Below are 20,251 nucleotides of genomic sequence, written 5' to 3' on the forward strand. Positions count from 1 at the left end.
TCCAGGACCACCGCCGGTCACCCAAGGGGCGGGTGGCCGGCGGTTCCCGTTCTCACCGGACCCGGTCCCTGACCGCCCTGGCCACGCCGGGGTCGTCGGAGAAGACGCCGTCGAGCCCGAGCCGGTAGAGCCGCTCAAGCCACCCGGCCACGTCACCCGTCGCGCGCGGGTAGACGGGACTGGCCGGGTTTCCCGCCCGGAAGTCCACCGGGAGCTGGGAGTTCTCCGGCCTGACCGTCCAGGCGTGCACCTGCAGCCCGGCCCGGTGCGCGTCCTGGACGAGCGTCGTGGGCTGCCGGGTTCGCCCCTCCGCGTCGAGGGGGACGACCCGCCGGGTGTCCACGCCGACGCCGTCCGCGTAGCCCGCCACCTCCCGCAGCCCCGCCGGGGTGAGCATGGTGTCGTAGGTGCGCGGGTCCCCCGCCGCCGTCCAGTCGTACGGCGCACCGGTGGCGTTGACCAGCTGGACCAGCCGCAGCCTGGTCCGTCCGCGCAGCTCCCGCAGGTTCGCGGTCTCGAACGACTGGACGAACACCGGGTCACGCCGCCCGCGCCAGCCGTACCGGCCGAGCACCTCGAGCAGCGGCTCCTCAAGCGACAGGCCGATGGAGTCGAAGTAGGTGGGGTGCTTGGTCTCCGGGTAGACCCCGACGCCGCTGCGGCGCGCCAGCCGTACGACCTCCTCGAAGGTCGGGATCTCGGCGAGCCCGTCGAAGGCGGTGTTCTCCGGGCGCAGGTCGGGGATGCGCTCCTTGGCCCTGAGCGTCTTCAGCTCGGCCAGGGTGAAGTCCTCGGTGAACCATCCCGTGACGGCCCGCCCGTCGACGGTCTTGGTCGTACGGCGTCCGGCGAACTCGGGATGGCTCTCCACGTCGGTGGTCCCGGAGATCTCGTTCTCGTGCCTGGCGACCAGCACGTGGTCCTTGGTGGAGACCAGGTCGGGCTCGATGTAGTCGGCGCCGAGCGCGATCGCGGTCTCGTAGGAGAGCAGGGTGTGCTCCGGCCGGTGGGCGCTGGCGCCGCGGTGGCCGATGACGACGGGATTCCGGTCCCGGTGTTCCGCCGCCGCGGGCCTGGGCTGCTGCAGCAGGGCCACGGCGGTACCGGTGACGAGGACGGCCAGCGTGGCGGCCGAGAGCCTGCGGATCATGATCTGAACGGTAGGACGGAAAGGTGGCCGCCGGGTGCCGGGGACACGACCGGGACCACACGCACAGGTGTCCGCACGGGACTCCGGCCGATGGCCGAGACGTGGTCCGAGGCCGGTCGACGGCTGTTCGATCGACCGCCTTCTCCCTTGTCCGAGAGCAGGCGAGGCGCTGTTCTGCCGGGGGGGGCGACCCGTCCACTCCCCGATCACCCGAATGGACGGACCATGTCCCCGCGCGAGGCGGCGCCGGTGCCCCCATAGCCCTGTCCGCCGCCTTGAGGGACGCCCGCGCGGGTCCCGTACCCCCGGCGCCCAGAAGAACCCGGAAGACGGCCCTCGGCGCTCAGGAGGCGTGCGGTCCGTACGGCCCCTCCACAAGGATCACCCTGCTGCCGGGCAACCGGCCACGCGACGCCGCCGGCACCTCAACCGTCACCGCGGCGGCCGCCCGCGCCTTTTGCGACTGAACGCGCCGGCGGCCGCTCGGTCACGTTCAGAAGGGGTAGCCCGCGATCTCGCCCTGCACCGTCACCCAGCGGGTCTCGGTGAACGCCTCGGCGTTGGCCCTGCCCCCGCCGAAGCGTGAGCCGGTGCCCGAGGCGCCCAGCCCGCCGAACGGCGCGACGGCCTCGTCGTCGACCGTCTGGTCGTTGACGTGGACGATCCCGGTGGGGATGAGGTCGGCCAGCGCCAGGCCCCGCATCGCGTCCCCGGTGAGGATGCCCAGAGACAGGCCGTACTCGCTGTCGGCGGCCAGCGCGGCGGCCTCCTCGGCCGTGGAGAACGGCACGACCGGCGCGACCGGGCCGAAGACCTCCTGGGCGTAGGCGGGGGCGCCCTCGGGAAGGTCGGCGAGCACCGTCGGCCGGTAGAACAGTCCCTCGTAGGTGCCTCCGGCCGCCAGCCTCGCTCCGGCCTCGACGCTACCGGTGACCAGGGCGTGGACCTTGTCGCGCTGCCCGGCGTCGATCAGCGGGCCGAGCGCGACCCGTCCGCCCGCCGGGTCGCCGACCGTCAGGCGCTCGGCCTTCTCCGCCAGTCGCGCGACGTACTCCTCCGCGATCGAGGAGTGCACGATGTGACGACCGGTCGTCATGCAGATCTGCCCCTGGTGCAGGAAGGAGCCCCACGCCGCCGCGGAGACGGCCCGGTCGAGGTCGGCGTCCTCAAGCACGATCAGCGCGGAGTTGCCGCCGAGTTCCAGGTGGGCGCGCTTGAGCAGCCGCCCGCACTCCTCGCCGATCCTGCGTCCTGCCGCGGTCGATCCGGTGAAGGAGATCACCGGTACCAGCGGGTGGCCGACCAGTGCCTGGCCCGCCTCGACGCCGCCGGGAAGCACGTGGAGCAGGCCCTTGGGCAGCCCCGCCTCCTCGAAGACGCGGGCGATCGAGAAGCCGCCGGAGACCGCGGTGCGCGGGTCCGGCTTGAGGATCACCGCGTTGCCCAGCGCGAGCGCGGGGGCGACCGAGCGGATGGCGAGGATCAGCGGGAAGTTGAACGGTGAGATCACTCCGACGACCCCGACGGGGACGCGGCGGGCCATGCTGAGCCGCTTCTTCGCGGTCGGCAGGATCTCTCCCAGCGGCTGGGAGGCCAGCGCGGCGGCCTCGTAGCACTCCTGGGCCGCGATGTGCGTCTCGACGCCCGTCTTCGGGCGGACGGACCCGGCCTCACGGACCAGCCAGTCCTGGATCTCCCGCTCGTGCTCCTCGAACAGCCGCCCGGCCCGCCGCAGCACCGCCGCCCGCTCCTCGAAGGAGGTGGCCGCCCACTCCCGCTGAGCCCGTACGGCCAGCGCGGCCGCCTCCGCCACGTCCTGCGCGTTCGCCATGCCGACCCGCCCCAGTTCGGCACCGGTCGCGGGTTCCACCACCGCGGCGTCTCCGCCGCGCGGGGTGGTCCAGCCGTCCCCGTAGACCAGTCCCGTCCATGTTTTTGCGTCCATCAGCGTCATGGGGTCGTCTCCCTGTCGTCGCGACATGGTGGTGGGCGGGATGTTCAAAAATGAACATTCGTCCGCAGAACGAACTTACACATACAGGACGCATGCTGACCACGGTCTTCTCTTCAATGGGGCATAGCACCTCATACGATGTGATTCGTGCGCACTCTCGTTCTGTGGGACATCGATCACACACTGCTCGCCGTCGGACCGTTGACCAGAACGATCTACGAGAACGCGTTCACCACCGTGACGGGCCGGGTCCTGGCCGCGCACGGACTGCCCTCCTTCGCCGGGAGGACCGACCGGGCCATCATCACCGAGACACTGCTGACACACGGCATCGAGACGTCGGAGCCGCTGCTCCAGCGCCTGTGCCACGAGTTCGCCACCGGCTTCGACGCACGCATCCACGAGATCCGCGAACACGGCCGTGTCCTGCCCGGCGCCAGGGAGGCGCTCAAGGCCCTGGCCTGCCGTACCGACGTGGTGCAGTCGGTGCTCACCGGAAACATGCGGCCCATCGCGGTCAGCAAGCTCGCGGCGTTCTCCCTGGACGAGTACGTGGACTTCGAGGTCGGCGCCTACGGCCTCGACCACGGCGACCGCCCGCCCCTGGTACGGCTCGCGCAACTACGGGCGGCCGAGAAGTACGGCGAGCGGTTCGACGAGCACAGCACCGTCCTGGTCGGCGACACCCCGCACGACGTCCTGGCCGGGCACCACGGCGGCGCCAGGGTCGTTGCGGTCGCCACGGGGGCGAGCGACGAGGCCGCGCTGCGCGAGGTGGGAGCCGAACTGGTCCTCACCGACCTGTCCGACACCCCGGCCGTGATCGCCTCCATCCTCGGCACCGCCTCAGCGTGACCCGAGCAGGGCGGCCCGCGCCACGTCGTGACCGAGGAACGCCCGGCCGGGGACCCGGATCAGTACATGGTCGAGACGCTCGGCCCTGCCGATGAGGATCTCCAAGCGATCCATGCCGACATCCCTCCTGAACCACCCGAAAGCAACAGCCCGAAACCACACCGGGTGCCGACATCCGGGAAGGAAGGCACTTCCCCGTCAAAGAGGTCTTTTCTATTTGTCCCTACGCCTCCTCCGGAGCGTGACAGGCTGTCGCCATGACATTTCTAGAGGTGACCATGACCTCGTCAGCGCGCCATGGACTGTTCTCGGGGATGTTCTCCAGGGGCGGCGCGGCGCCCGAGGTGTCGGACGCGGCGTGGCTGGCCGCGATGCTGGACGTCGAGGCGGCGCTGGCCGCCGCGCAGGCGAAGGCGGGGCTGGTGCCGTGGGAGGCGGCCTCCGCCGTACGGGAGGCCTGCGAGCCCGAGCGGTTCGACCTGGCCGAGCTCGGCCGCGCGGCCGTACCGACGGGGAATCCGGTGATCCCCATGGTCGCGGCCCTGCGCGAACGGGTCGAGCCGGAGGTCCGGCGGTTCGTGCACTACGGCGCGACCAGCCAGGACATCAACGACACGGCCTCGATGCTGGTCGCCTCGCGTGCCCTGGCACCGCTCACCGCCGACCTGTCGGCGTGCGCGAGCGCGTGCGCCCGGCTGGCCGTCGAGCACCGGGACACCGTGATGGCCGGACGCACGATCCTGCAGCACGCCGTGCCGATCACCTTCGGGCTGAAGGCGGCGGGCTGGCTGAACGCGCTGAACCAGGGCCTGGCCGCGCTGACCGACCTGCGCCTGCCCGTCCAGTACGGCGGAGCCGCCGGAACCCTGGCCGTGCTGCGTGGACGCGGTCACGAGGTGCTGCCGTACCTCGCGGCGGAGCTCGGGCTGGCCGAGCCGGTCCTGCCCTGGCACACCGACCGCACCCCGATCGCCCGGCTGGCCTGCGCCCTCGGCACCGTGGCCGGGACGCTGGGGAAGATCGCCACCGATGTGAAACTACTGTCCCAGCCGGAGGTCGCCGAGGCGGCCGAGCCGTCGTCGCCGGGCCGGGGCGGTTCGAGCGCGATGCCGCACAAGCGCAACCCGGTCGCCGCGATGTCGGTTCTGGCCTGCGCGCAACGCGTCCCCGGGCTGGTCGCCACCGCGCTCGGCGGCATGCTCCACGAGCACGAGCGGGCGGCCGGGCCGTGGCAGGCCGAGTGGGAGACGCTGAGCGACCTGCTCAGGCTGACCGGGAGCGCCGCGGCCTGGCTGCGTGAGGCGCTTGAGGGGATGACCGTGGACGCCGGGCGGATGCGGGCCAACCTGGGCGCGACGCGGGGGCTGATGATGGCCGAGCACGTCGTCGTCAGGCTCGGCGGCACCCCGAGGGCCAGAACGCTGGTCGACGCCGCGTGCGCCAGGGCCTCCGACGGAGGCGGCACGCTGCGCGAGACGCTGCTGGCCGATCCGGAGATCGCCCTGACCCCCGGCGAGGTGGACGCCGCCCTCGACCCGACCGGCTATCTCGGATCGGCCGAGGCGTTCGTCGACCGGGCGCTACGCGCCCACACGGACAGGCCATAACAGCCATAATCTAGACACAGGGGGCGGGGGTGTCCGTTGCGGGACGACATTGTCGAAAAAATGGGTCTGGGCGATGATCGGGCCGTGACCGACCGCCCCCATCGCCGTCCCGCCACGGGCGGTTCCCGAGGCCGTCCCACCATGAAGGACGTCGCCGCGTCCGCCGGGGTGGCGCTCAAGACCGTCTCCCGTGTCGTCAACGGCGAACGCGGGGTCAACGCGGTGACCGCCGAACGGGTGCGCTCGGCCATCGAACGGCTGGGCTACCGTCGCGACGAGAGCGCCAGAGGGCTGCGCGGCGGCCGTACGTCGAGTGTCGGCCTGGTGATCGAGGACGTGGCCGACCCGTTCTACTCCGGTGTCAGCCGGGCGGTCGAGGACGTCGCCCTCGGGTACGGCTCGCTGCTGCTCAGCGGTTCCTCGGGGGAGGACCCCCGGCGGGAGCGCGAGCTCGTCCTCACCTTCTGCTCCCGGCGGGTCGACGGACTGATCATCGTGCCCGCCGGGGCCGACCACGAGTACCTCAGGCCGGAGTTGGAGGCGGGCACGCCCGCCGTCTTCGCCGACCGGCCGGGAGGCCTGGAGGCCGACACCGTCATCTGCGACAACGCGGGCGGCGCGTGCTCCGGCGTGACCCACCTGATCAGGTACGGTCACCGCCGCGTCGCCTTCATCGGCGACAGCGCGTCCATCTTCACCGCCGCGGAGCGCCTGCGCGGTTACCGGCGGGCCCTGGCCGAGGCCGGTCTGCCCGCCGACGACTCCCTCATCGCGACGGGTCCCCCCGAGCGAGCGGGGGCGGCACTGGCCAGGATGCTCTCGGAGCGGACCCCGCCGACGGCGCTGTTCACCGGCAACGGCCGGGTGACGCTGGCCGTGCTGCGCACCGGGCACCGGTTGCCCATGGTGGGCTTCGACGACTTCGAACTGGCCGACCTGCTGGTGCCGGGGGTGAGCGTGGTCGCCCAGGACCCGGCCGGGCTCGGCAGGACCGCGGCCGAACTGCTCTTCCGCCGCATCCAGGGCGACCCCGGTCCCGCCGAGCACGTCGAGCTGCCGACCAGGCTCATCCCCCGGGGGTCGGGAGAACTGCCTCCCCCCTGACCCCGCGGGGGTGTTCTGGGCCGGATGTCGGCCTGAGAACACGACACAGAGCCGTCACACGACGTGACTCACCGAAACGCTCCGTCATCCGTGCTAATAAGTGCAGGTCGATCTTTCAGAGCACCGGGAGACGTGATGGGGCCCATCCGCGCAGGTCGTGCCGTCGCCCTGGCGGCCGCCTTGATCACCGTCCCCCTTCTCGGCCCGTCCACGGCCGTCGCGACGGGTGGTGCGGCGAGAACGGGTGAAACAGGAACGAAGGCGGGGTTCCGGTTCAGGGCGAGCCTGGTGGCCCGGCACAGCGACAAGTGCCTGGACGTCGAGAGGGTCAGCACCAGGAACGGCGCCGACCTCCACCAGTGGACCTGCCTCGACGACCAGCCCAACCAGGAGTGGAACCTGGTCGCCACCAGCGACGGCTACTACACCCTGAGGGCGACCCACAGCGGCAAGTGCCTGGACGTCGAGGGCGTCAGCACCAGGAACGGCGCCAACGTCCACCAGTGGACCTGCCTCGACGACCAGCCCAACCAGGAGTGGAAGCTCCTGCAGCGCGACAGCGGCTACTTCATCCTGGTGGCCCGGCACAGCGGCAAATGCCTGGACGTCGAGAACGCGGGCACCGACGACGGTTCCGGCATCGACCAGTGGACCTGTGTCTACGGCCGGCCCAACCAGGAGTGGCGCCTCGCCTGAGCGGGTCACGACGCCCCGGCCACGGACCCGGGCCGCAGGTGCCTCCAGAGGACGAGGGCGGAGACGATCACGGCGACACCCGCCCCGGCGACCGCCAGGCTCGGCGCGACGACCTCGGAGACTCCCCCCACCAGGGCGGCGCCGACCGCCTGACCGGTCATCAGGCCCGCCCCCGCCAGCCCGAACGACTGCCCCCTGACCCGTTCGGGAACCGCCTCGACGAACCTGCGCTGCAGGCCGAGCTGACAGGCGCCGCTCGCCGCGGTGGCCAGCAGGAGCGCCAGCCCGGAGACGGCGAGTCCCGGCGTGAGCGCGAAGGCGAGCAGCGGCAGCCCCGACAGCACCGCCAGCGGCGCCGCCAGCCGCTCCCGGGTGTACGGCGCGGCGAACCGCCCCATCAGGAGGTTGCCGACCGCCAGCCCGACACACGCCGCGGCCAGCGCGACCCCGGCCGTCTCTCCCAGGTAGGGGACGAGCATCGCCTCCGCCCCGGACAGGAACGAGGTGGGCAGCCACTGGGCCAACAGCAGCCCACGCACCCCGGGGTCGGCGAGCAGGTCCCGGTTGACCCGCAGCGTCTCCGCGACCGCGCCGCCCCGCTGTACACCGCGGGCGGGCAGGTCGGACAGCCCGGCGCGCAGCACCAGGGCGGAGAGCACGGACAGTACGGCGGTCGCGGTGAGCGCCCCCGCCGGCCCCGCGACGGCCAGGACACCGCCGCCCAGCCCCAGCCCGGCGATCTGCGCCCCCGCGGACGTCATGGACAGCACGGACCTGGCCAGCACGAACGTGTCCCCCGGCAGCAGTTCGGGAAGCAGGGCACTGCGGGCCGCCCCGAAGACGGGTGAGAACAGGCCCGTCACCAGGACGAGCACCAGCATCATCCAGACCGGCATCCCGGTGAGGGCCAGCAGCAGGCATGTCACCACCCGGACCAGCTCCCCGACGATCATCAGGGCGCGCGGCCGTATCCGGTCGGCGAGGGAGAGCAGGAACGTCCCGCCGACCGCGTACGGCAGGAAGGCCAGCATGTAGGCCATCGCCGACAGACCCGGCGAGCCGGTCCTGGCGTAGACCAGCGCCGCCAAGGCGAGCATCTTGACCTGGTCTCCGACGACAAGGAACGTGAAACTGCCGAACAGCACCCGGAACTGCCCGTTGGCGAAGACCTCGGAATAGGTCGCGCCGTCTTTCCCCGTGAAGAGCATGGGCACGATGCTGGGAGACACCGGAGCGGCAGGCTAACCTTTCGACCATTCCCGAAAGGTGCCGAATGGGATATCTCATCAAGGTCAGTCCGCAGGACATCGTGACCAGCAGGTTCGCGATCTCCCCGCTCATGGTGACCAAGCAGGCCCTCTGGCTGCTGTCGGGCAAATGGGAGGCCGGGGTGTGGCTCTCCTGGATACGCCAGGCGCGCGAGCCGTACGGCCGGCTGCTGGCGGAGCGGCCGGGACTCGGCCCGATGGTCTCGCTGTTCCGCGAGCGGCACTACAACGCCGACTTCCCCGCGCCGCCGCCCGACGGGGTGAACACCTCCTTCGAGGCGGAGCTCTCCGCCGTACGGGCGACGCCCGCCACCCAGGCGCACCAGGAGATCGCCAGGAACCTGGAGGGCATGCCCCGGCCCCCGGAGGCCGTCCTTGACGTGTTGTTCTCGCCGGATGTCGTCGAACTGTTCGCCGACGCCCTCGAAGCGGTCTGGGCCCGGATCGTCTCCCCCATCTGGCCGCGCGTCCACGCGATCCTGGAACGGGACGTGGTCCAGCGGGCGGGCCGGCTGGCCACCTACGGCTGGGCGGCCGCACTGGACGACCTCAACCCCCGGGTGCGCTGGCGCCCCGAGGGGGTCATCGAGGTCGCTCCGGGCGGGCAGGAGGTGGCCCTTGAGGGGCGAGGGCTTCTTTTCGTGCCGTCCCCCTTCGTTTCCGGGGTCAGCTCCTACCTCGAACAGGCCTGGCCGTACGCGATCGGATATCCGGCGCGGGGCACGGGGATCACGCATGAGACGCCGGACGGCCTGGCCACGCTGATCGGCAGGACCAGGGCCCGGGTCCTGCTTGAGCTGGCGGTTCCCGCTACGACCAGCCAGCTCGTCCGCCTGCTCGGCCTGAGCCTCGGCACCGTCGGCGGCCACCTGGCCGCCCTGCGTGGGGCGGGCCTGGTGACGGGCAACCGCACGGGGCGCGGAGTGCTGTATCACCGCACCGCCCTGGGCGACTCGCTGGTGAGCCCCTCGACTCCCCTGCCGTGACCCGACCGCCGACCCTCCCCGGCCCCGTCCACCGGGGGAGGACCTCGGCCTGTCCGCGGCCCCGTCGTGCCCCCTGTCCGCCCCCGCTGTAGGAGGTCAGGTGGGCAGGGCCCGCCACAGCCGTCCAACCGTCGTCACATGGTCTTGCCGCCCCTTCGGGGTCGAGGCTCCGAAGGGCCCATGGAGAAGATGACAACGTTGTCAGAGGCTGTACACCAATCAACGCATCCGTCAGCGCGAGACGTCAAGGCATAGTCGGATAACAACACGTGCCCGTCCCTCCGCAGCCGCCGCCCGGGAGCGGCGGCGGCCGGCACGGCCCGGTCACACACGCTGGACCGTCCCGTCGAGCAACGTCAGCACGGTGACGCCGAAGTCATGGATCGTCGCCGACAACTCCTGCGCGGCCAGGCCCGGAGCGACCACGACCAGGGAGCCGCGCATCAGCGCCAGCCCGATCAGGGTCGCCAGAGCCAGGGTCGAGACCAGCGGCCAGGTCACCAGCAGGACGTCGGACTTCTCCAGCGCGACGAGCTTGTCCAGCTCGCACATCCGCCAGATCAGATCTTCATGGGTGAGCACGCTTCCGTCCTCGACCCGCAACGCGGGCTGCACGGACGGATCGAGGGACGGCAACGGAGCCGGGGCGAGCAGCAGCAGGTCGGCGAAGTCGACGGTGTCACGCGCCTGACCGAACGCGATCACCTGCCGCACCCGGGAGTCGTCGGCCGCCTGTAACGAGCTCTCCGCCAACCCCGGGGTGGTGATCAGGAAGCGGGCGTCAAGGCGGATCAGCAGGTCGCCCATCCGTCCGTTGCCGGACGCGATGGGCGCCGCGACGAGACCCGCCGCGATGACGGTGTGCACCGCCAGGACATGGGCGGCCACGTTGTCCACGTGGATCCCGGCCACCTGCCGTCCCCTTGCGCCCCTCCTGACCAGCCCCGAGGCTCCTCGCGTCACCTCCTCGGCCAGGCGGCGGTGGCTGTAGACCACCCCCGCACCGAGATCGATCAACGCGGGCCGGTCACCTCGCTCGTGCGCGCAGCCGAACACCGCCTCGGTAACGGTGCCCCTTATGGACGAGGAGGTCGGTCTCATGCCGACGACCGTACGGGCGGCGGCTCCGGCCCTGCATCGACAGATATATGTAAATGAGTGTGTATCCGGGCCGGCCACGTCCGATGCCCCTTTCCCCGACCAGGCGTTTCCGTGATTCACCGAAAGACGGGTGGCCTGCGGAAACATCGCCGATCCGGGATGGGTTCCGTGATTCGCGGCGCCTTCTGCGGCGCTGACGGGGAATTCGAACCGGCCGCCGACCGGTGGGAAATCGCAGAGGAAGACATCGGGCCTCTCACAGGCGCGGGAGTCTTCACGCGCGGGCCTCTCACACCGACGGGCCCTTCGACGTGGGGCCCTTCACGCGTGCGGGTCCGAGCCCTGCGCGGCTCGGACCCGCTGCCGCATGTCCCGTGGCCTTCGGTCCCCACCCCTCCGAGGAGACCTCGACCGTCGAGAGGGACACGCGACGTTCGCGATGTGCCCGACCGAGACGCCTGGGATGGTGTGGGCCTGCCGTACCTGACCGCTGTGGCGGGTGTGGCGCGGAAGGCGGGGCGTCATCGGTCGAACACGAGGAAAACGTACGGCTACCTGCTGCTTCTCCGCATGCGCCGGAGTGCGTATCCCGAGGTGTATCTACGTGGCCGTCGATGTGTAGTTCCTGTGTGTAGGCGGAACGTCACCCTCAGACGCGATTGTGCTCCACGACCCATGTGGCGACCTGGGTGCGGGAGGAGAAGCCGAGTTTGGCCAGGATGTTGGCCACATGCCTGGCCGCGGTCGCGGGGCTTATCACCAGTTCGTCGGCGATGGCCTTGTTGCTCAGCCCCCTGGCGATCAGCTCGGCGATCTCCCACTCACGCCCGGTGAGCGTGGTCAGCGGGGCGGCCACCGGCATCCTTCCCGTCGGCAGCGGCGTCTCGGCCCGGTCCTCACCCTCCAGGGCGTAGCGGACCGCCTGCTCCTGGGTCATCTCCTTGCCGAGCGCCCACAGCTGGGCGACCAGCGTGTCACCGAGACGCGCACGGGCCGGCTGGAGCAGCTCCTCCATCCGCGCGCCGAACCCGGACGGCATGGCACTGCCGCTCATCGCGTTCCTGATCGCGGCGGAGGCCCCCGCCAGGCGCACCGCCCGGTGGTCGTCCTCCTCGGCGAGGGCGAGCTGGGCGAGCGTCTCGATCCGCCGGGCGACGCCGAGCCGCTGACCGGTCCTGCGACACAGGCGCAGGCTCTCGGTCAGCCTGGCGCGGGCGGTCGTGAGATCTCCCTGGGCCAGGGCTATCCGCCCCAGGCCGGACAGACAGGTGATGGTCTGCCAGTGGGCGGTGATGTCCTTGAGCTGGTCGAGGGCCTGTTCGTAGTGGGTACGGGCCTCCAGCAGGTCGCCCCGCGTCCAGGCGACCTGGGCCAGGCCGATGAGCGCCACCGGGGTGGCCCAGTGGTTGTCGAGACCGCGGGCGATGGCCAGCGCGGCCTCGAAGGAGCGCTGCGACTCCTTGGCCCGCCCCTCCGACAGCGCGAACGTCCCCTCCATCGAGCGGATCACCATCTCGTGCCAGGGGTCGTCGACCTTGCGCACCGCCTCCAGGGCCTCATCCAGCAGGCGCCGGGCCTTGTCGGGGCGCCGCTGGTAGATGGCGACCCAGGCCAGGATGGCCAGCGCCCCGCTGAGCGGCCCGTGCAACGCCGTCGCCCGGCACAGGTCGGCCGCCTCGGAACAGGCCTCGTACGCCTTGGCGGGGTCGCCCTGCCCGAAGGCCACCTGCCCGCGCAGGACCAGGGCGTCGCCGCGCACCTTGGGAGGGAGCGCCGCGGCCTTGTCGGCGGACAGCAGGCGCTCAAGCCACTCGTCGGCGGGGGTGAACCGGCCGCCCGCGATGGTGGGCCAGCGCAGCAGCACCAGCAGCCGCAGCGCGTTCTCCGGCTCCTCCACCTCGGCAGACCAGCGGACCGCGGCCCACAGGTTGCTCTGCAGTTCGTCCAGCAGCACCAGCACCGGGCAGATCTCGGTCCAGGTCGGGCGGGGAGACCTGACGATCAGCTGGTGCACGCGGCCGGCGATCACGGCCATGTGGTCACGGTGCCGCCGCCTCAGCTCGTGCTCCTCGCCCGCGATCTCCAGCTGTTCGGCGGCGTACTGGCGGATCGTCTCCAGCATCCGGTAGCGCGTCTCGCCCGCGACCTCGGCGTCCGCCAGCACCAGGGACTTGTCCACCAGGCCGCACAGGACGCTCAGGACGTCCTCGGCCCACAGACCGTCACCGTCGCAGACCTTCTCGGCCATCTCCAGCGTCCATCCGCCGGTGAACACGGCCAGGCGCCGCAGCAGGATCCGTTCCGGCTCCTTGAGCTGCTGGTAGCTCCAGTCGACGGTGGCCCTGAGCGTCTGGTGCCTGGCGGGAGCCGTACGGTCTCCCTCGGAGAGCAGCCGGAACCTGTCCCTGAGCCTGGCGTGGATCTGCTCGACCGTCAGCACCCGGCACAGCGCGGCGGCCAGCTCGATGGCGAGCGGCATCCCGTCGAGCGCCCCGCACAGGCTGGCGATCTCGTCGGCGTTGCCCGCGTCGAGGGTGAATCCGCGCACGGCGGCTCTGGCCCTCCTGACGAAGAGCTGCACGGCCTCGCTGTCCATGGCGTACTCGTGGCCGTCCGCCTCCGGCAGCGTGAGCGGCGGCACCCGCCACACGGTCTCCCCCGCGACCCGGAGCGGCTCCCGGCTGGTGGTGAGCACCCGCACCTCGGGACAGATCGTGAGCAACGTCCTGCAGAAACGGGCGCACTCGTCGATGAGCGACTCACAGTTGTCGATCACCAGCAGCATCTGCCGGTCGGCGAGCGCGTCGAACAACGTCTCGGAGAGCGAGCGGGACGGCTCGGCCTTGATGCCGAGCACGGAGGCGACCCGGGGAGCGATCAACTCGTCGCCGGCCGCCTCGGCCAGCTCGACCAGCCACACCCCGCCGGGGAACCCCGCGGCCAACCGGCCCGCGACGTTGATCGCCAGCCTGCTCTTGCCGATGCCTCCCGCCCCGCACAGGGTCACCAGGCGGGCGACACCCAGCAGCTCGACGAGTTCCTCGGCGTCGACCTGACGCCCGACGAAGTCGTTGGGCTCCAGGGGGAGGTTCCCGCCGGTCGGAGAAATGTGCGCGGTGTCCTGTGTCATCGGCCCTTAACGAGATCGCGGGGCAGCAGTCACAGAAAGTGTGACACTAATTACCGTGTCGTGCCCAGGCTTAGCACCATTTCAGATGCTCGGATTTCCTGACTCTCCCTATTGGGACACCGTAATGAATTCACCATCGGGCCCGCCCGCCGTATCGCCACTACTGACCGTGACCGGTCAGCGGATGGCGGATCGACGGTCGGGCGATTCACACTGCAGGCATGCCGGACACTCCCTCGGACCACGATCCAGCCTCTCCCCCCTCTCCTCGGCTCGCCCCCGACTCCCTGCCCGTTCCGCCCGCCCCCGGCCCCGCCCCCGAACCTGACGCGGCGTCCGGTCCTGGCAGGACGGCCACGCCGGTGCTCGGCGAGCTCAACCTCTCCGACTGGTACGCCCACGCCGACACGATGACCGACGTCGGCTTCCTGGCCCTCTCCAGGCGGCTGCCCGCCCTCGTCGCGCAGGCCGTACGGCTCGGCTGGCTGGCCAGTCCCCGCGACATCGTCGTCACGATCGGGCTGAGCCTGCTCGGCGGCGCGTTCACCGCGTTCGGGCTGCTGGCCACGACCGGGGTGCTCTCCGCCCTGTTCGAGGCGGGCCCGACCCCGGAGCGGGTCGTCGCCGCCCTGCCCAGCCTCGTCCTGGTCGGCGTCGCGGGCATCCTGCGCACCCTGATGCAGGCGGGCTCCGGATGGGCGCAGTCCCGGCTCGACCCGCAGGTGAGCCGGGTCGCCGAGGAACGGCTCTACGGGCTGACCGGCCAGGTGAGCCTGGCCGCGTTCGACGACTCGGACTTCCACGACTCGCTCCAGCGCGCCTCCTCACGCGGCGTGACGACGGCGGGGACGATCGTCAGCACGACCATCAACGTACTGACCGCCTTCATCGGGATCGTCTCCGCGGCCGGGGTGCTCGGGGTGCTCCATCCGGTCCTCCTGCCGCTGCTGGTGCTCGCGGTGCTGCCGGACGCCTGGGCCGCGGTGCGCACCGCGCGCATGCGCTACACCACGATGTACGCGATCATTCCCGTCTCCCGACGCAAGTGGATCATCTCGGAGCTGCTGGCCGAGCGTGCGGCCGCCGCCGAGGTGCGCTCCTTCACGATGCGGGACTTCCTGCTGCGGATGTACGACGCGGTCGCCACCGCCGAGCAGGACGTCAGGCTCGACCTCGCCCGGCGGCAGACCTTCGCCAAGGTGGTCGGCGAGGCCCTCGGCGGGCTCGGGGCGGCCCTGGTCTACGTGGCCCTCGGGCTGCTGCTGGCCTCGGGCGCGGTGGCGCTGGCCGTGGCGGGCACCGCCGTACTGGCGATCCGGTCGGGGCAGACCTATCTGTCGAACCTGATGTTCGCCACCAACCGGCTCTACGAGGAGGGGCTGTACTTCACCGACTTCCTCGACTTCTGCGCCGAGGCGGAAAGGCGTGTCGGCCCGGCACGGCCTGACGCGGCGCCGGAGACGTTCGAGCGGATCACCGCCGAGGACGTCGTGTTCACCTACCCCGGCGCCGAGACGCCCGCGCTGCGCGGGGTCTCCGTGCACATCGACCAGGGCGAGGTGATCGCCCTGGTCGGTGAGAACGGCTCGGGCAAGACCACGCTGGCCAAGCTCCTGGCCGGTCTCTACGAGCCCGACGGCGGGCGTGTGCTGTGGGACGAGACCGACCTGGCGGGAGTGGACCAGGACGGGCTCAGGCGCAACATCGCCGTCATCGCCCAGGACCACACCCGCTGGCCGCTGACCGCCAGGCACAACATCGGCATGGGGACCGACAGGGGCGAGGAGACGCTGGCCGCCGCGGCGAAGGTCGCCGGGGCCGACCAGGTCGTGGCCGAGCTGCGGCACGGCTACGACACGCTGCTCGACAGGAGGTTCAAGGACGGTCAGGAGCTGTCCGGCGGGCAGTGGCAGCGGATCGCCATCGCCCGCGGCTTCCACCGGGACGCCCCGCTGCTGATCTGCGACGAGCCGACCGCCGCCCTCGACGCCCGTGCCGAGCACGCCCTCTTCGAACAGGTCAGGCGGCACGCCGACGGCCGTACGGTGCTGCTGATCACCCACAGGCTGGCCAGTGTCCGCTACGCCGACCGGATCTACGTCCTGGACCACGGCCGGGTCGTCGAGCAGGGCACCCACGGCAAGCTGATGGCCCTCGGCGGTCTCTACGCCGATCTGTACGGCCTGCAGGCCGAGGCCTACTCGGCCTGAACCTCCCGCGGTTCCTCCCCGACCTCCCGCGGTTCCTCCCCAGGGAAGGAGGGCGCGAGTACGGCCCGCATGACGGCTCTGGCGATGGGGGCCGCGACCTCGCCGCCCGAGCCGCCGTGCTCGACGAGGACGCCGACCGCGACCCTGGGCGCGGTGGCCGGGGCGAATCCGGTGAAGACGGCGTGGTCCCCTCCCGGGACCCCGTTCTCCGCGGTGCCGGTCTTCGCGGCCACCTCGACGCCGGGGATGGCGGCGGCCTCCCCGGTGCCGCCGGGCCTGGTGACCGTGACCATCATCGCGGTGAGCCGGTTGGCCTCCTCGGCGTCCAGCGTCCTGCGGTACGGCGAGGGGGCCGCCCCGTCGACCAGCGCGCCGTCCGCGAGCCGGATCTCCTCGACCAGGTAGGGACGCATCAGCGAGCCGTCGTTCGCGACCGCCGCCGACATCATGGCGATCATGAGGGGAGTCGCCCTGGTGTCGAACTGACCGAGCGCGGACATGGCGGTCTGCGCCCGGTCCATGTCCTGCGGGTAGACGCTCCGCGCGACCGGCATGGGGACGGTCAGGTCGTCGGCGTCGAAACCGAACGCCCGGGCCTGATCACGCAGTGTCTCCTGCCCCAGGGCCATGCCCAGGTTCGCGAACGGGGTGTTGCAGGAGAGCTGGAAGGCGTAGGCCAGCGGTGCCCTGCCGTTCCCGCACGGAGCACCGCCCGCGTTGCGCAGGTAGGAGGCCGTCCCCGGCAGGCGCAGGACGGCCGGCGCGCGCAGGCCGGTCGTCGGGCGGTATCTCCCCGAGCCGAGCGCGGCGGCACTGGTGACGATCTTGAAGGTCGAGCCGGGCGGGTAGCCGCGCCGGATCGCCCGGTTCAGCAGGGGTTCGCGAGGGTCGTCCCGCAGCCGCCTGTCCGCCCGCTCCAGTCCCACGGCGTCGGGGTCGGTGTAGAGGTTCGGGTCGTAGGAGGGGTAGGAGGCCATGGCCAGGATCGCGCCGGTCCCCGGTTCGATGGCGACGACCGCCCCGGGCCGTCCCGTCGCGCGCAGCCCCTCGTAGGCCGCCCGCTGCGCCGCGGGGTCGATGGTGAGCCTGATCGTCGCCCCCGCCCGCGTGCCGTCCAGCAGCGCGCGCAGCTTGACCCGCGGGTCGGTGCCGGACAGCACGGCGTCCTGCGCGCGTTCGAGCCCGGTGGCGCCGTAGATCGACAGATGCCCGGTGACCGGCGCGTACGGCGGCCCGCCCGGGTAGAGGCGCCGGTACCTGTGTCCCGCGGTCTCGTTCTCGACGCTGGTCGCCACGACGGTGCCGTCGCGCAGCAGGATGTCTCCCCGGAGCCCGTCGAGACGCGTGATCACCACGCGGGGGTTGCGGGGGTCCTCAGAGAGTCTGTCGCTCCGGAAGGCCTGGAGATAGGTCACGTTGGCCAGCAGCGCGAACATCATGGCTCCGCACGTCAGGGTGACGTGCCGGAGCGGAATGTTGATCCGGCGCGCGCGCGGTGCGGCCATCGCCCCTCCCCCGGTCCCGCTTCCGGTTTAACAGGCGAAGCGGAAAGAAGGGGCAGGAGCGGAGCAAAGCCGCTGTACGGCTTCGTCAGGCCCTGGAGACGAGCGGCTCGCAGGCGGGCGGCAGGTCGGCCACGTCACGGTAGTAGCCGATCTTCGCCTGGACCGCCCGCTGCTTCTCACGCAGGTTGGCCACCTGCTCCTCGACCCGCCTGTCGTGGGCTTCGAGCAGCGCGACCCGGTCGGGAATGGTGTGGTCTCCCGCCCTGACCAGTTCCGCGAAGCGGAGCATCTCGGCGATGGGCATACCGGTGTCCCGCAGGCACCGGAGCGTGCCGAGCCAGCCGACATCGTCCTGGGTGAACCTCCGCTGCCCGGCCGCGTTGCGGCCGACCCTTCCCAGCAGGCCGATCCGTTCGTAGTAGCGCAGGGTGTCGAGGCTGAAACCGGTCTCCTCGACCACCTGTCCCGGCGTGTAGACACTCACGTCCGGCAGCATCCCACCTGGAGTGCGCTCCAGGTCAAGCCGGGCCGTTCAGTCGTCCGGCAGATGGGCCGACAGATAGCGGCGCACCAGCCGCTTGCACTCGCCGATCAGCTCGGGGTCGCCACCGGGCTGGGCGCGGAAGGCGAGCTTGAGCACGGCGTCGGCCGCCTCGACCGCGACGATCAGCGCCCTGTCCAGCCCTCGGCCACCGGGAACGCCGAGCAGGTCGATGATGATCGCCTTGAGCCGGTCGGCGACGACGACGTTGTTCCTCAGCGCCGTGTCGAGCGTGCGCTCGGTCCCCTCAAGCGCCGGGCCCCCCGGAGTGAGCAGCACCTCGCCGAAGTCGACGACCGCGAACCCGGGCGTCGTGCGCTTCATCGCGACGAACTCGTCGATCGCGAGATCCACCATCTCGGTCCAGTCGGACAGCCGTACCTCGGTGAGCCTGGCCGTGACGCGGCCGAGGAAGGCGTCGAGGTTGCGCAGCGCGAGCGCGCGCGCCAGTCCCTGTTTGTCGGGAAAGAACTGGTAGAACGTGCCGATCGGCACCTCGGCCCTGCGCGCGACCTCCTTGGTGGTCAGGGCGTCGTACCCCACCTCGTCGAGGAGCCGTGCGCACTCGTCCAGCATGCGCTCGACACGTTCGAGGCTTCGGCGCTGGGCGGGACGACGGCGGAGGGTCTCCCCGGAAACGTTCGTCATCGCTCTATCATCCCTCATGACAACCGACAGTGATTGTCATGATCTTTACCTGATGTCGATCGAGAAGTGAACGTTCCCCGGGGTACGGCGACCGCCTCCCGCCGGACCCTCGATCGTCACGCACGGTGACCTTCGGCGGCCACGGGATTCACCCGGCGGACCACCTCACCCATCCCGACTTTCCCACCGGGAAACGCCTCCCAATACCGATCCCCACCGGCATGGGAACCGCATCGCGGAATGCGAAATCCCGTTTTGCGAAAAACTCTCAGAAAAGCGGAGCCACCGCCGGTTCCCGCCGAGCTCCGGGCGACCCGGTTTCCCGGGCTTTTCCGGATGCCGAGCCCTTCGGCGTGTTCGGTTTCCCGGACGTCTCCGGGTGTCCGATGCCTCCGCCCTTGGACTCTCCGACGTGTCCGGCTCTTCCTCGGCGACTTCGCGGCGGTCTTGGCCTCGTCCCGAGGGGATCGCCGCCTGATCCCGTCCGTCGCCGTCACCCCTCCTGCCCGGCCTCAAGGCCTGCCGCCGACAGCCGCTCGAACTGCTCCCGCGACAGCGAGACCTCCAGCGCGGCGACGTTCTCCTCCAGGTGCCCGACCGAGGTCGTGCCGGGGATCGGGATGACCGTCGGGGAGCGGTGCAGCAACCAGGCCAGCGCGGTCTGCGAGGAGGTCGCGCCGACCTCGCGCGCCACGGCCGCCACCGGGCTGTCCTGGCCCGCGTGCCCGCCCATCGCGATCGGGAAGAACGGCAGGAACGCGATGCCGTGCTCGGCCGCGTAGTCGACGACCTCGTCGTGCTGACGGGTGACGAGGTTGTACATGTTCTGCACGGCGGCGATCGGTGTGATCTCCGAGGCCTCCCTGAGCTGCTCGACCGTCACCTCCGACAGTCCGATGTGCCGGACCTTGCCCTCCTCACGCAACTGCCTCAGCGCACCGATCTGGTCGGCCAGCGGCACGTTGGGGTCGATCCGGTGCAGTTGGAGCAGGTCGATGCGCTCGACCCGGAGCCGTCGCAGGCTCAGCTCGGCCTGCTGCCTCAGGTAGGCGGGGTTGCCCAGCGGAATCCACTCGGCGGGGCTCGGCCGTACGACACCGATCTTGGTGGCGATCGCCACCTCTCCCGAGTAGGGGTGCAGGGCCTCGGCGACGAGTTCCTCGTTGGCCCCCAGCGCGTAGGCGTCGGCGGTGTCGACGATCCCGACCCCCAGCTCGACCGCCCTGCGCAGTACGGCCAGCGCGGCGGCGCGGTCGGCGGGAGCCGTCCAGATGGGCGCGGCCCAGGCCTCGGCGGGCTTGTCCGGCCCGTCGGCCAGCCGCATGGCGCCGTACCCGATCCGCCGCACCTCCAGATCGCCGCCCAGGGTGAAGGTGGTGGTCACTGCCGTGGTGTTCGCGTTGTTCGTCATGCCGGCAACGCTAGGAGCTCACATCGATGTGAGATTCAAGCCGGTGTGAGGCAGATCACCAATGCTGGTTTGCGGCGCTTCCGGA

At 71.3% G+C, this 20,251-nt stretch carries 16 protein-coding genes; 6 read left to right on the top strand and 10 right to left on the bottom strand.

Features of this window, described 5'->3' with window-relative positions:
- Window positions 1–52: 52 nt before the first annotated feature.
- A complete protein-coding gene (locus ABZ463_RS07455; RefSeq protein WP_362774033.1) occupies window positions 53–1,150 on the bottom strand; it encodes a glycerophosphodiester phosphodiesterase in 1,098 nt (365 codons plus the stop codon).
- Window positions 1,151–1,643: 493 nt separating this feature from the next.
- A complete protein-coding gene (locus ABZ463_RS07460) occupies window positions 1,644–3,104 on the bottom strand; it encodes a benzaldehyde dehydrogenase (RefSeq protein ID WP_362774036.1) in 1,461 nt (486 codons plus the stop codon).
- Window positions 3,105–3,251: 147 nt separating this feature from the next.
- Here ABZ463_RS07460 and ABZ463_RS07465 point away from each other — a divergent pair, with 147 nt between their 5' ends.
- Complete coding sequence (locus ABZ463_RS07465; RefSeq protein WP_362774039.1) at window positions 3,252–3,959, top strand: haloacid dehalogenase-like hydrolase; 708 nt, start codon at window positions 3,252–3,254, stop codon at window positions 3,957–3,959.
- Here the strand turns inward: ABZ463_RS07465 and ABZ463_RS07470 are convergent.
- The gene (locus ABZ463_RS07470) at window positions 3,951–4,073 is read right to left on the bottom strand and encodes a hypothetical protein (RefSeq protein ID WP_362774042.1); all 123 of its coding nucleotides are present in this window, start codon (window positions 4,071–4,073) and stop codon (window positions 3,951–3,953) included. The two genes, ABZ463_RS07465 and ABZ463_RS07470, sit on opposite strands and share 9 nt — an antisense overlap.
- 143 nt (window positions 4,074–4,216) lie before the next feature.
- Between ABZ463_RS07470 and pcaB the strand changes: the two genes are divergently transcribed.
- The 3 genes from pcaB to ABZ463_RS07485 all read left to right on the top strand — a co-directional run bounded on the left by pcaB (window position 4,217) and on the right by ABZ463_RS07485 (window position 7,366).
- Entirely contained in the window at window positions 4,217–5,566 is a 1,350-nt protein-coding gene (gene pcaB, locus ABZ463_RS07475) for a 3-carboxy-cis,cis-muconate cycloisomerase (RefSeq protein WP_362774045.1), read from the top strand.
- Window positions 5,567–5,707: 141 nt separating this feature from the next.
- Window positions 5,708–6,670 (top strand): LacI family DNA-binding transcriptional regulator, encoded by a 963-nt coding sequence (locus ABZ463_RS07480; RefSeq protein ID WP_362774295.1) that lies wholly within the window; start codon window positions 5,708–5,710, stop codon window positions 6,668–6,670.
- A gap of 135 nt (window positions 6,671–6,805) precedes the next feature.
- On the top strand, window positions 6,806–7,366 hold the full coding sequence (locus tag ABZ463_RS07485; protein ID WP_352010326.1) for an RICIN domain-containing protein: 561 nt from the start codon (window positions 6,806–6,808) through the stop codon (window positions 7,364–7,366).
- 5 nt (window positions 7,367–7,371) lie between these two features.
- Here the strand turns inward: ABZ463_RS07485 and ABZ463_RS07490 are convergent, their stop codons facing one another.
- Window positions 7,372–8,574, bottom strand: a complete 1,203-nt coding sequence (locus tag ABZ463_RS07490) for an MFS transporter (RefSeq protein WP_362774048.1) — start codon at window positions 8,572–8,574, stop codon at window positions 7,372–7,374.
- 65 nt (window positions 8,575–8,639) lie between these two features.
- Between ABZ463_RS07490 and ABZ463_RS07495 the strand changes: the two genes are divergently transcribed.
- Complete coding sequence (locus ABZ463_RS07495) at window positions 8,640–9,620, top strand: winged helix-turn-helix domain-containing protein (RefSeq protein WP_362774051.1); 981 nt, start codon at window positions 8,640–8,642, stop codon at window positions 9,618–9,620.
- A gap of 324 nt (window positions 9,621–9,944) precedes the next feature.
- Here the strand turns inward: ABZ463_RS07495 and ABZ463_RS07500 are convergent, their stop codons facing one another.
- Together ABZ463_RS07500 and ABZ463_RS07505 are read right to left on the bottom strand one after the other, a co-directional pair.
- Entirely contained in the window at window positions 9,945–10,721 is a 777-nt protein-coding gene (locus tag ABZ463_RS07500) for an AMP-binding protein (RefSeq protein WP_352010323.1), read from the bottom strand.
- A gap of 649 nt (window positions 10,722–11,370) precedes the next feature.
- A complete protein-coding gene (locus tag ABZ463_RS07505; protein WP_362774054.1) occupies window positions 11,371–13,851 on the bottom strand; it encodes a tetratricopeptide repeat protein in 2,481 nt (826 codons plus the stop codon).
- A 221-nt stretch (window positions 13,852–14,072) separates the two neighbouring features.
- On the opposite strand from ABZ463_RS07505, the gene ABZ463_RS07510 reads away from it, so the two are divergent.
- Window positions 14,073–16,061, top strand: coding sequence for an ABC transporter ATP-binding protein (locus ABZ463_RS07510; protein WP_352010321.1), 1,989 nt, complete (start codon window positions 14,073–14,075; stop codon window positions 16,059–16,061).
- Here ABZ463_RS07510 and ABZ463_RS07515 read toward each other — a convergent pair.
- The 4 genes from ABZ463_RS07515 to ABZ463_RS07530 form a co-directional block, all read right to left on the bottom strand.
- Window positions 16,049–17,566 (bottom strand): penicillin-binding protein 2, encoded by a 1,518-nt coding sequence (locus ABZ463_RS07515; protein WP_362774058.1) that lies wholly within the window; start codon window positions 17,564–17,566, stop codon window positions 16,049–16,051. The two genes, ABZ463_RS07510 and ABZ463_RS07515, sit on opposite strands and share 13 nt — an antisense overlap.
- Before the next feature lie 85 nt (window positions 17,567–17,651).
- On the bottom strand, window positions 17,652–18,062 hold the full coding sequence (locus ABZ463_RS07520; protein WP_352010319.1) for a MerR family transcriptional regulator: 411 nt from the start codon (window positions 18,060–18,062) through the stop codon (window positions 17,652–17,654).
- A 36-nt stretch (window positions 18,063–18,098) separates the two neighbouring features.
- Window positions 18,099–18,755, bottom strand: a complete 657-nt coding sequence (locus ABZ463_RS07525; protein ID WP_352010318.1) for a TetR/AcrR family transcriptional regulator — start codon at window positions 18,753–18,755, stop codon at window positions 18,099–18,101.
- 493 nt (window positions 18,756–19,248) lie between these two features.
- Entirely contained in the window at window positions 19,249–20,166 is a 918-nt protein-coding gene (locus tag ABZ463_RS07530; RefSeq protein ID WP_352010317.1) for an aldo/keto reductase, read from the bottom strand.
- Window positions 20,167–20,251: the final 85 nt, after the last annotated feature.

The organism is Streptosporangium sp. NPDC020145 (assembly GCF_040631275.1).
Lineage (GTDB): Bacteria > Actinomycetota > Actinomycetes > Streptosporangiales > Streptosporangiaceae > Streptosporangium.

Coding starts and splice junctions, on each gene's coding strand:
- ABZ463_RS07455 (WP_362774033.1), bottom strand. CDS start 1,150: ATGATCCGCAGGCTCTCGGCCGCCACGCTGGCCGTCCTCGTCACCGGT.
- ABZ463_RS07460 (WP_362774036.1), bottom strand. CDS start 3,104: ATGACGCTGATGGACGCAAAAACATGGACGGGACTGGTCTACGGGGAC.
- ABZ463_RS07470 (WP_362774042.1), bottom strand. CDS start 4,073: ATGGATCGCTTGGAGATCCTCATCGGCAGGGCCGAGCGTCTCGACCAT.
- pcaB (WP_362774045.1), top strand. CDS start 4,217: ATGACATTTCTAGAGGTGACCATGACCTCGTCAGCGCGCCATGGACTG.
- ABZ463_RS07480 (WP_362774295.1), top strand. CDS start 5,708: ATGAAGGACGTCGCCGCGTCCGCCGGGGTGGCGCTCAAGACCGTCTCC.
- ABZ463_RS07485 (WP_352010326.1), top strand. CDS start 6,806: ATGGGGCCCATCCGCGCAGGTCGTGCCGTCGCCCTGGCGGCCGCCTTG.
- ABZ463_RS07490 (WP_362774048.1), bottom strand. CDS start 8,574: ATGCTCTTCACGGGGAAAGACGGCGCGACCTATTCCGAGGTCTTCGCC.
- ABZ463_RS07495 (WP_362774051.1), top strand. CDS start 8,640: ATGGGATATCTCATCAAGGTCAGTCCGCAGGACATCGTGACCAGCAGG.
- ABZ463_RS07500 (WP_352010323.1), bottom strand. CDS start 10,721: ATGAGACCGACCTCCTCGTCCATAAGGGGCACCGTTACCGAGGCGGTG.
- ABZ463_RS07505 (WP_362774054.1), bottom strand. CDS start 13,851: ATGACACAGGACACCGCGCACATTTCTCCGACCGGCGGGAACCTCCCC.
- ABZ463_RS07510 (WP_352010321.1), top strand. CDS start 14,073: ATGCCGGACACTCCCTCGGACCACGATCCAGCCTCTCCCCCCTCTCCT.
- ABZ463_RS07515 (WP_362774058.1), bottom strand. CDS start 17,566: ATGGCCGCACCGCGCGCGCGCCGGATCAACATTCCGCTCCGGCACGTC.
- ABZ463_RS07520 (WP_352010319.1), bottom strand. CDS start 18,062: ATGCTGCCGGACGTGAGTGTCTACACGCCGGGACAGGTGGTCGAGGAG.
- ABZ463_RS07525 (WP_352010318.1), bottom strand. CDS start 18,755: ATGACGAACGTTTCCGGGGAGACCCTCCGCCGTCGTCCCGCCCAGCGC.
- ABZ463_RS07530 (WP_352010317.1), bottom strand. CDS start 20,166: ATGACGAACAACGCGAACACCACGGCAGTGACCACCACCTTCACCCTG.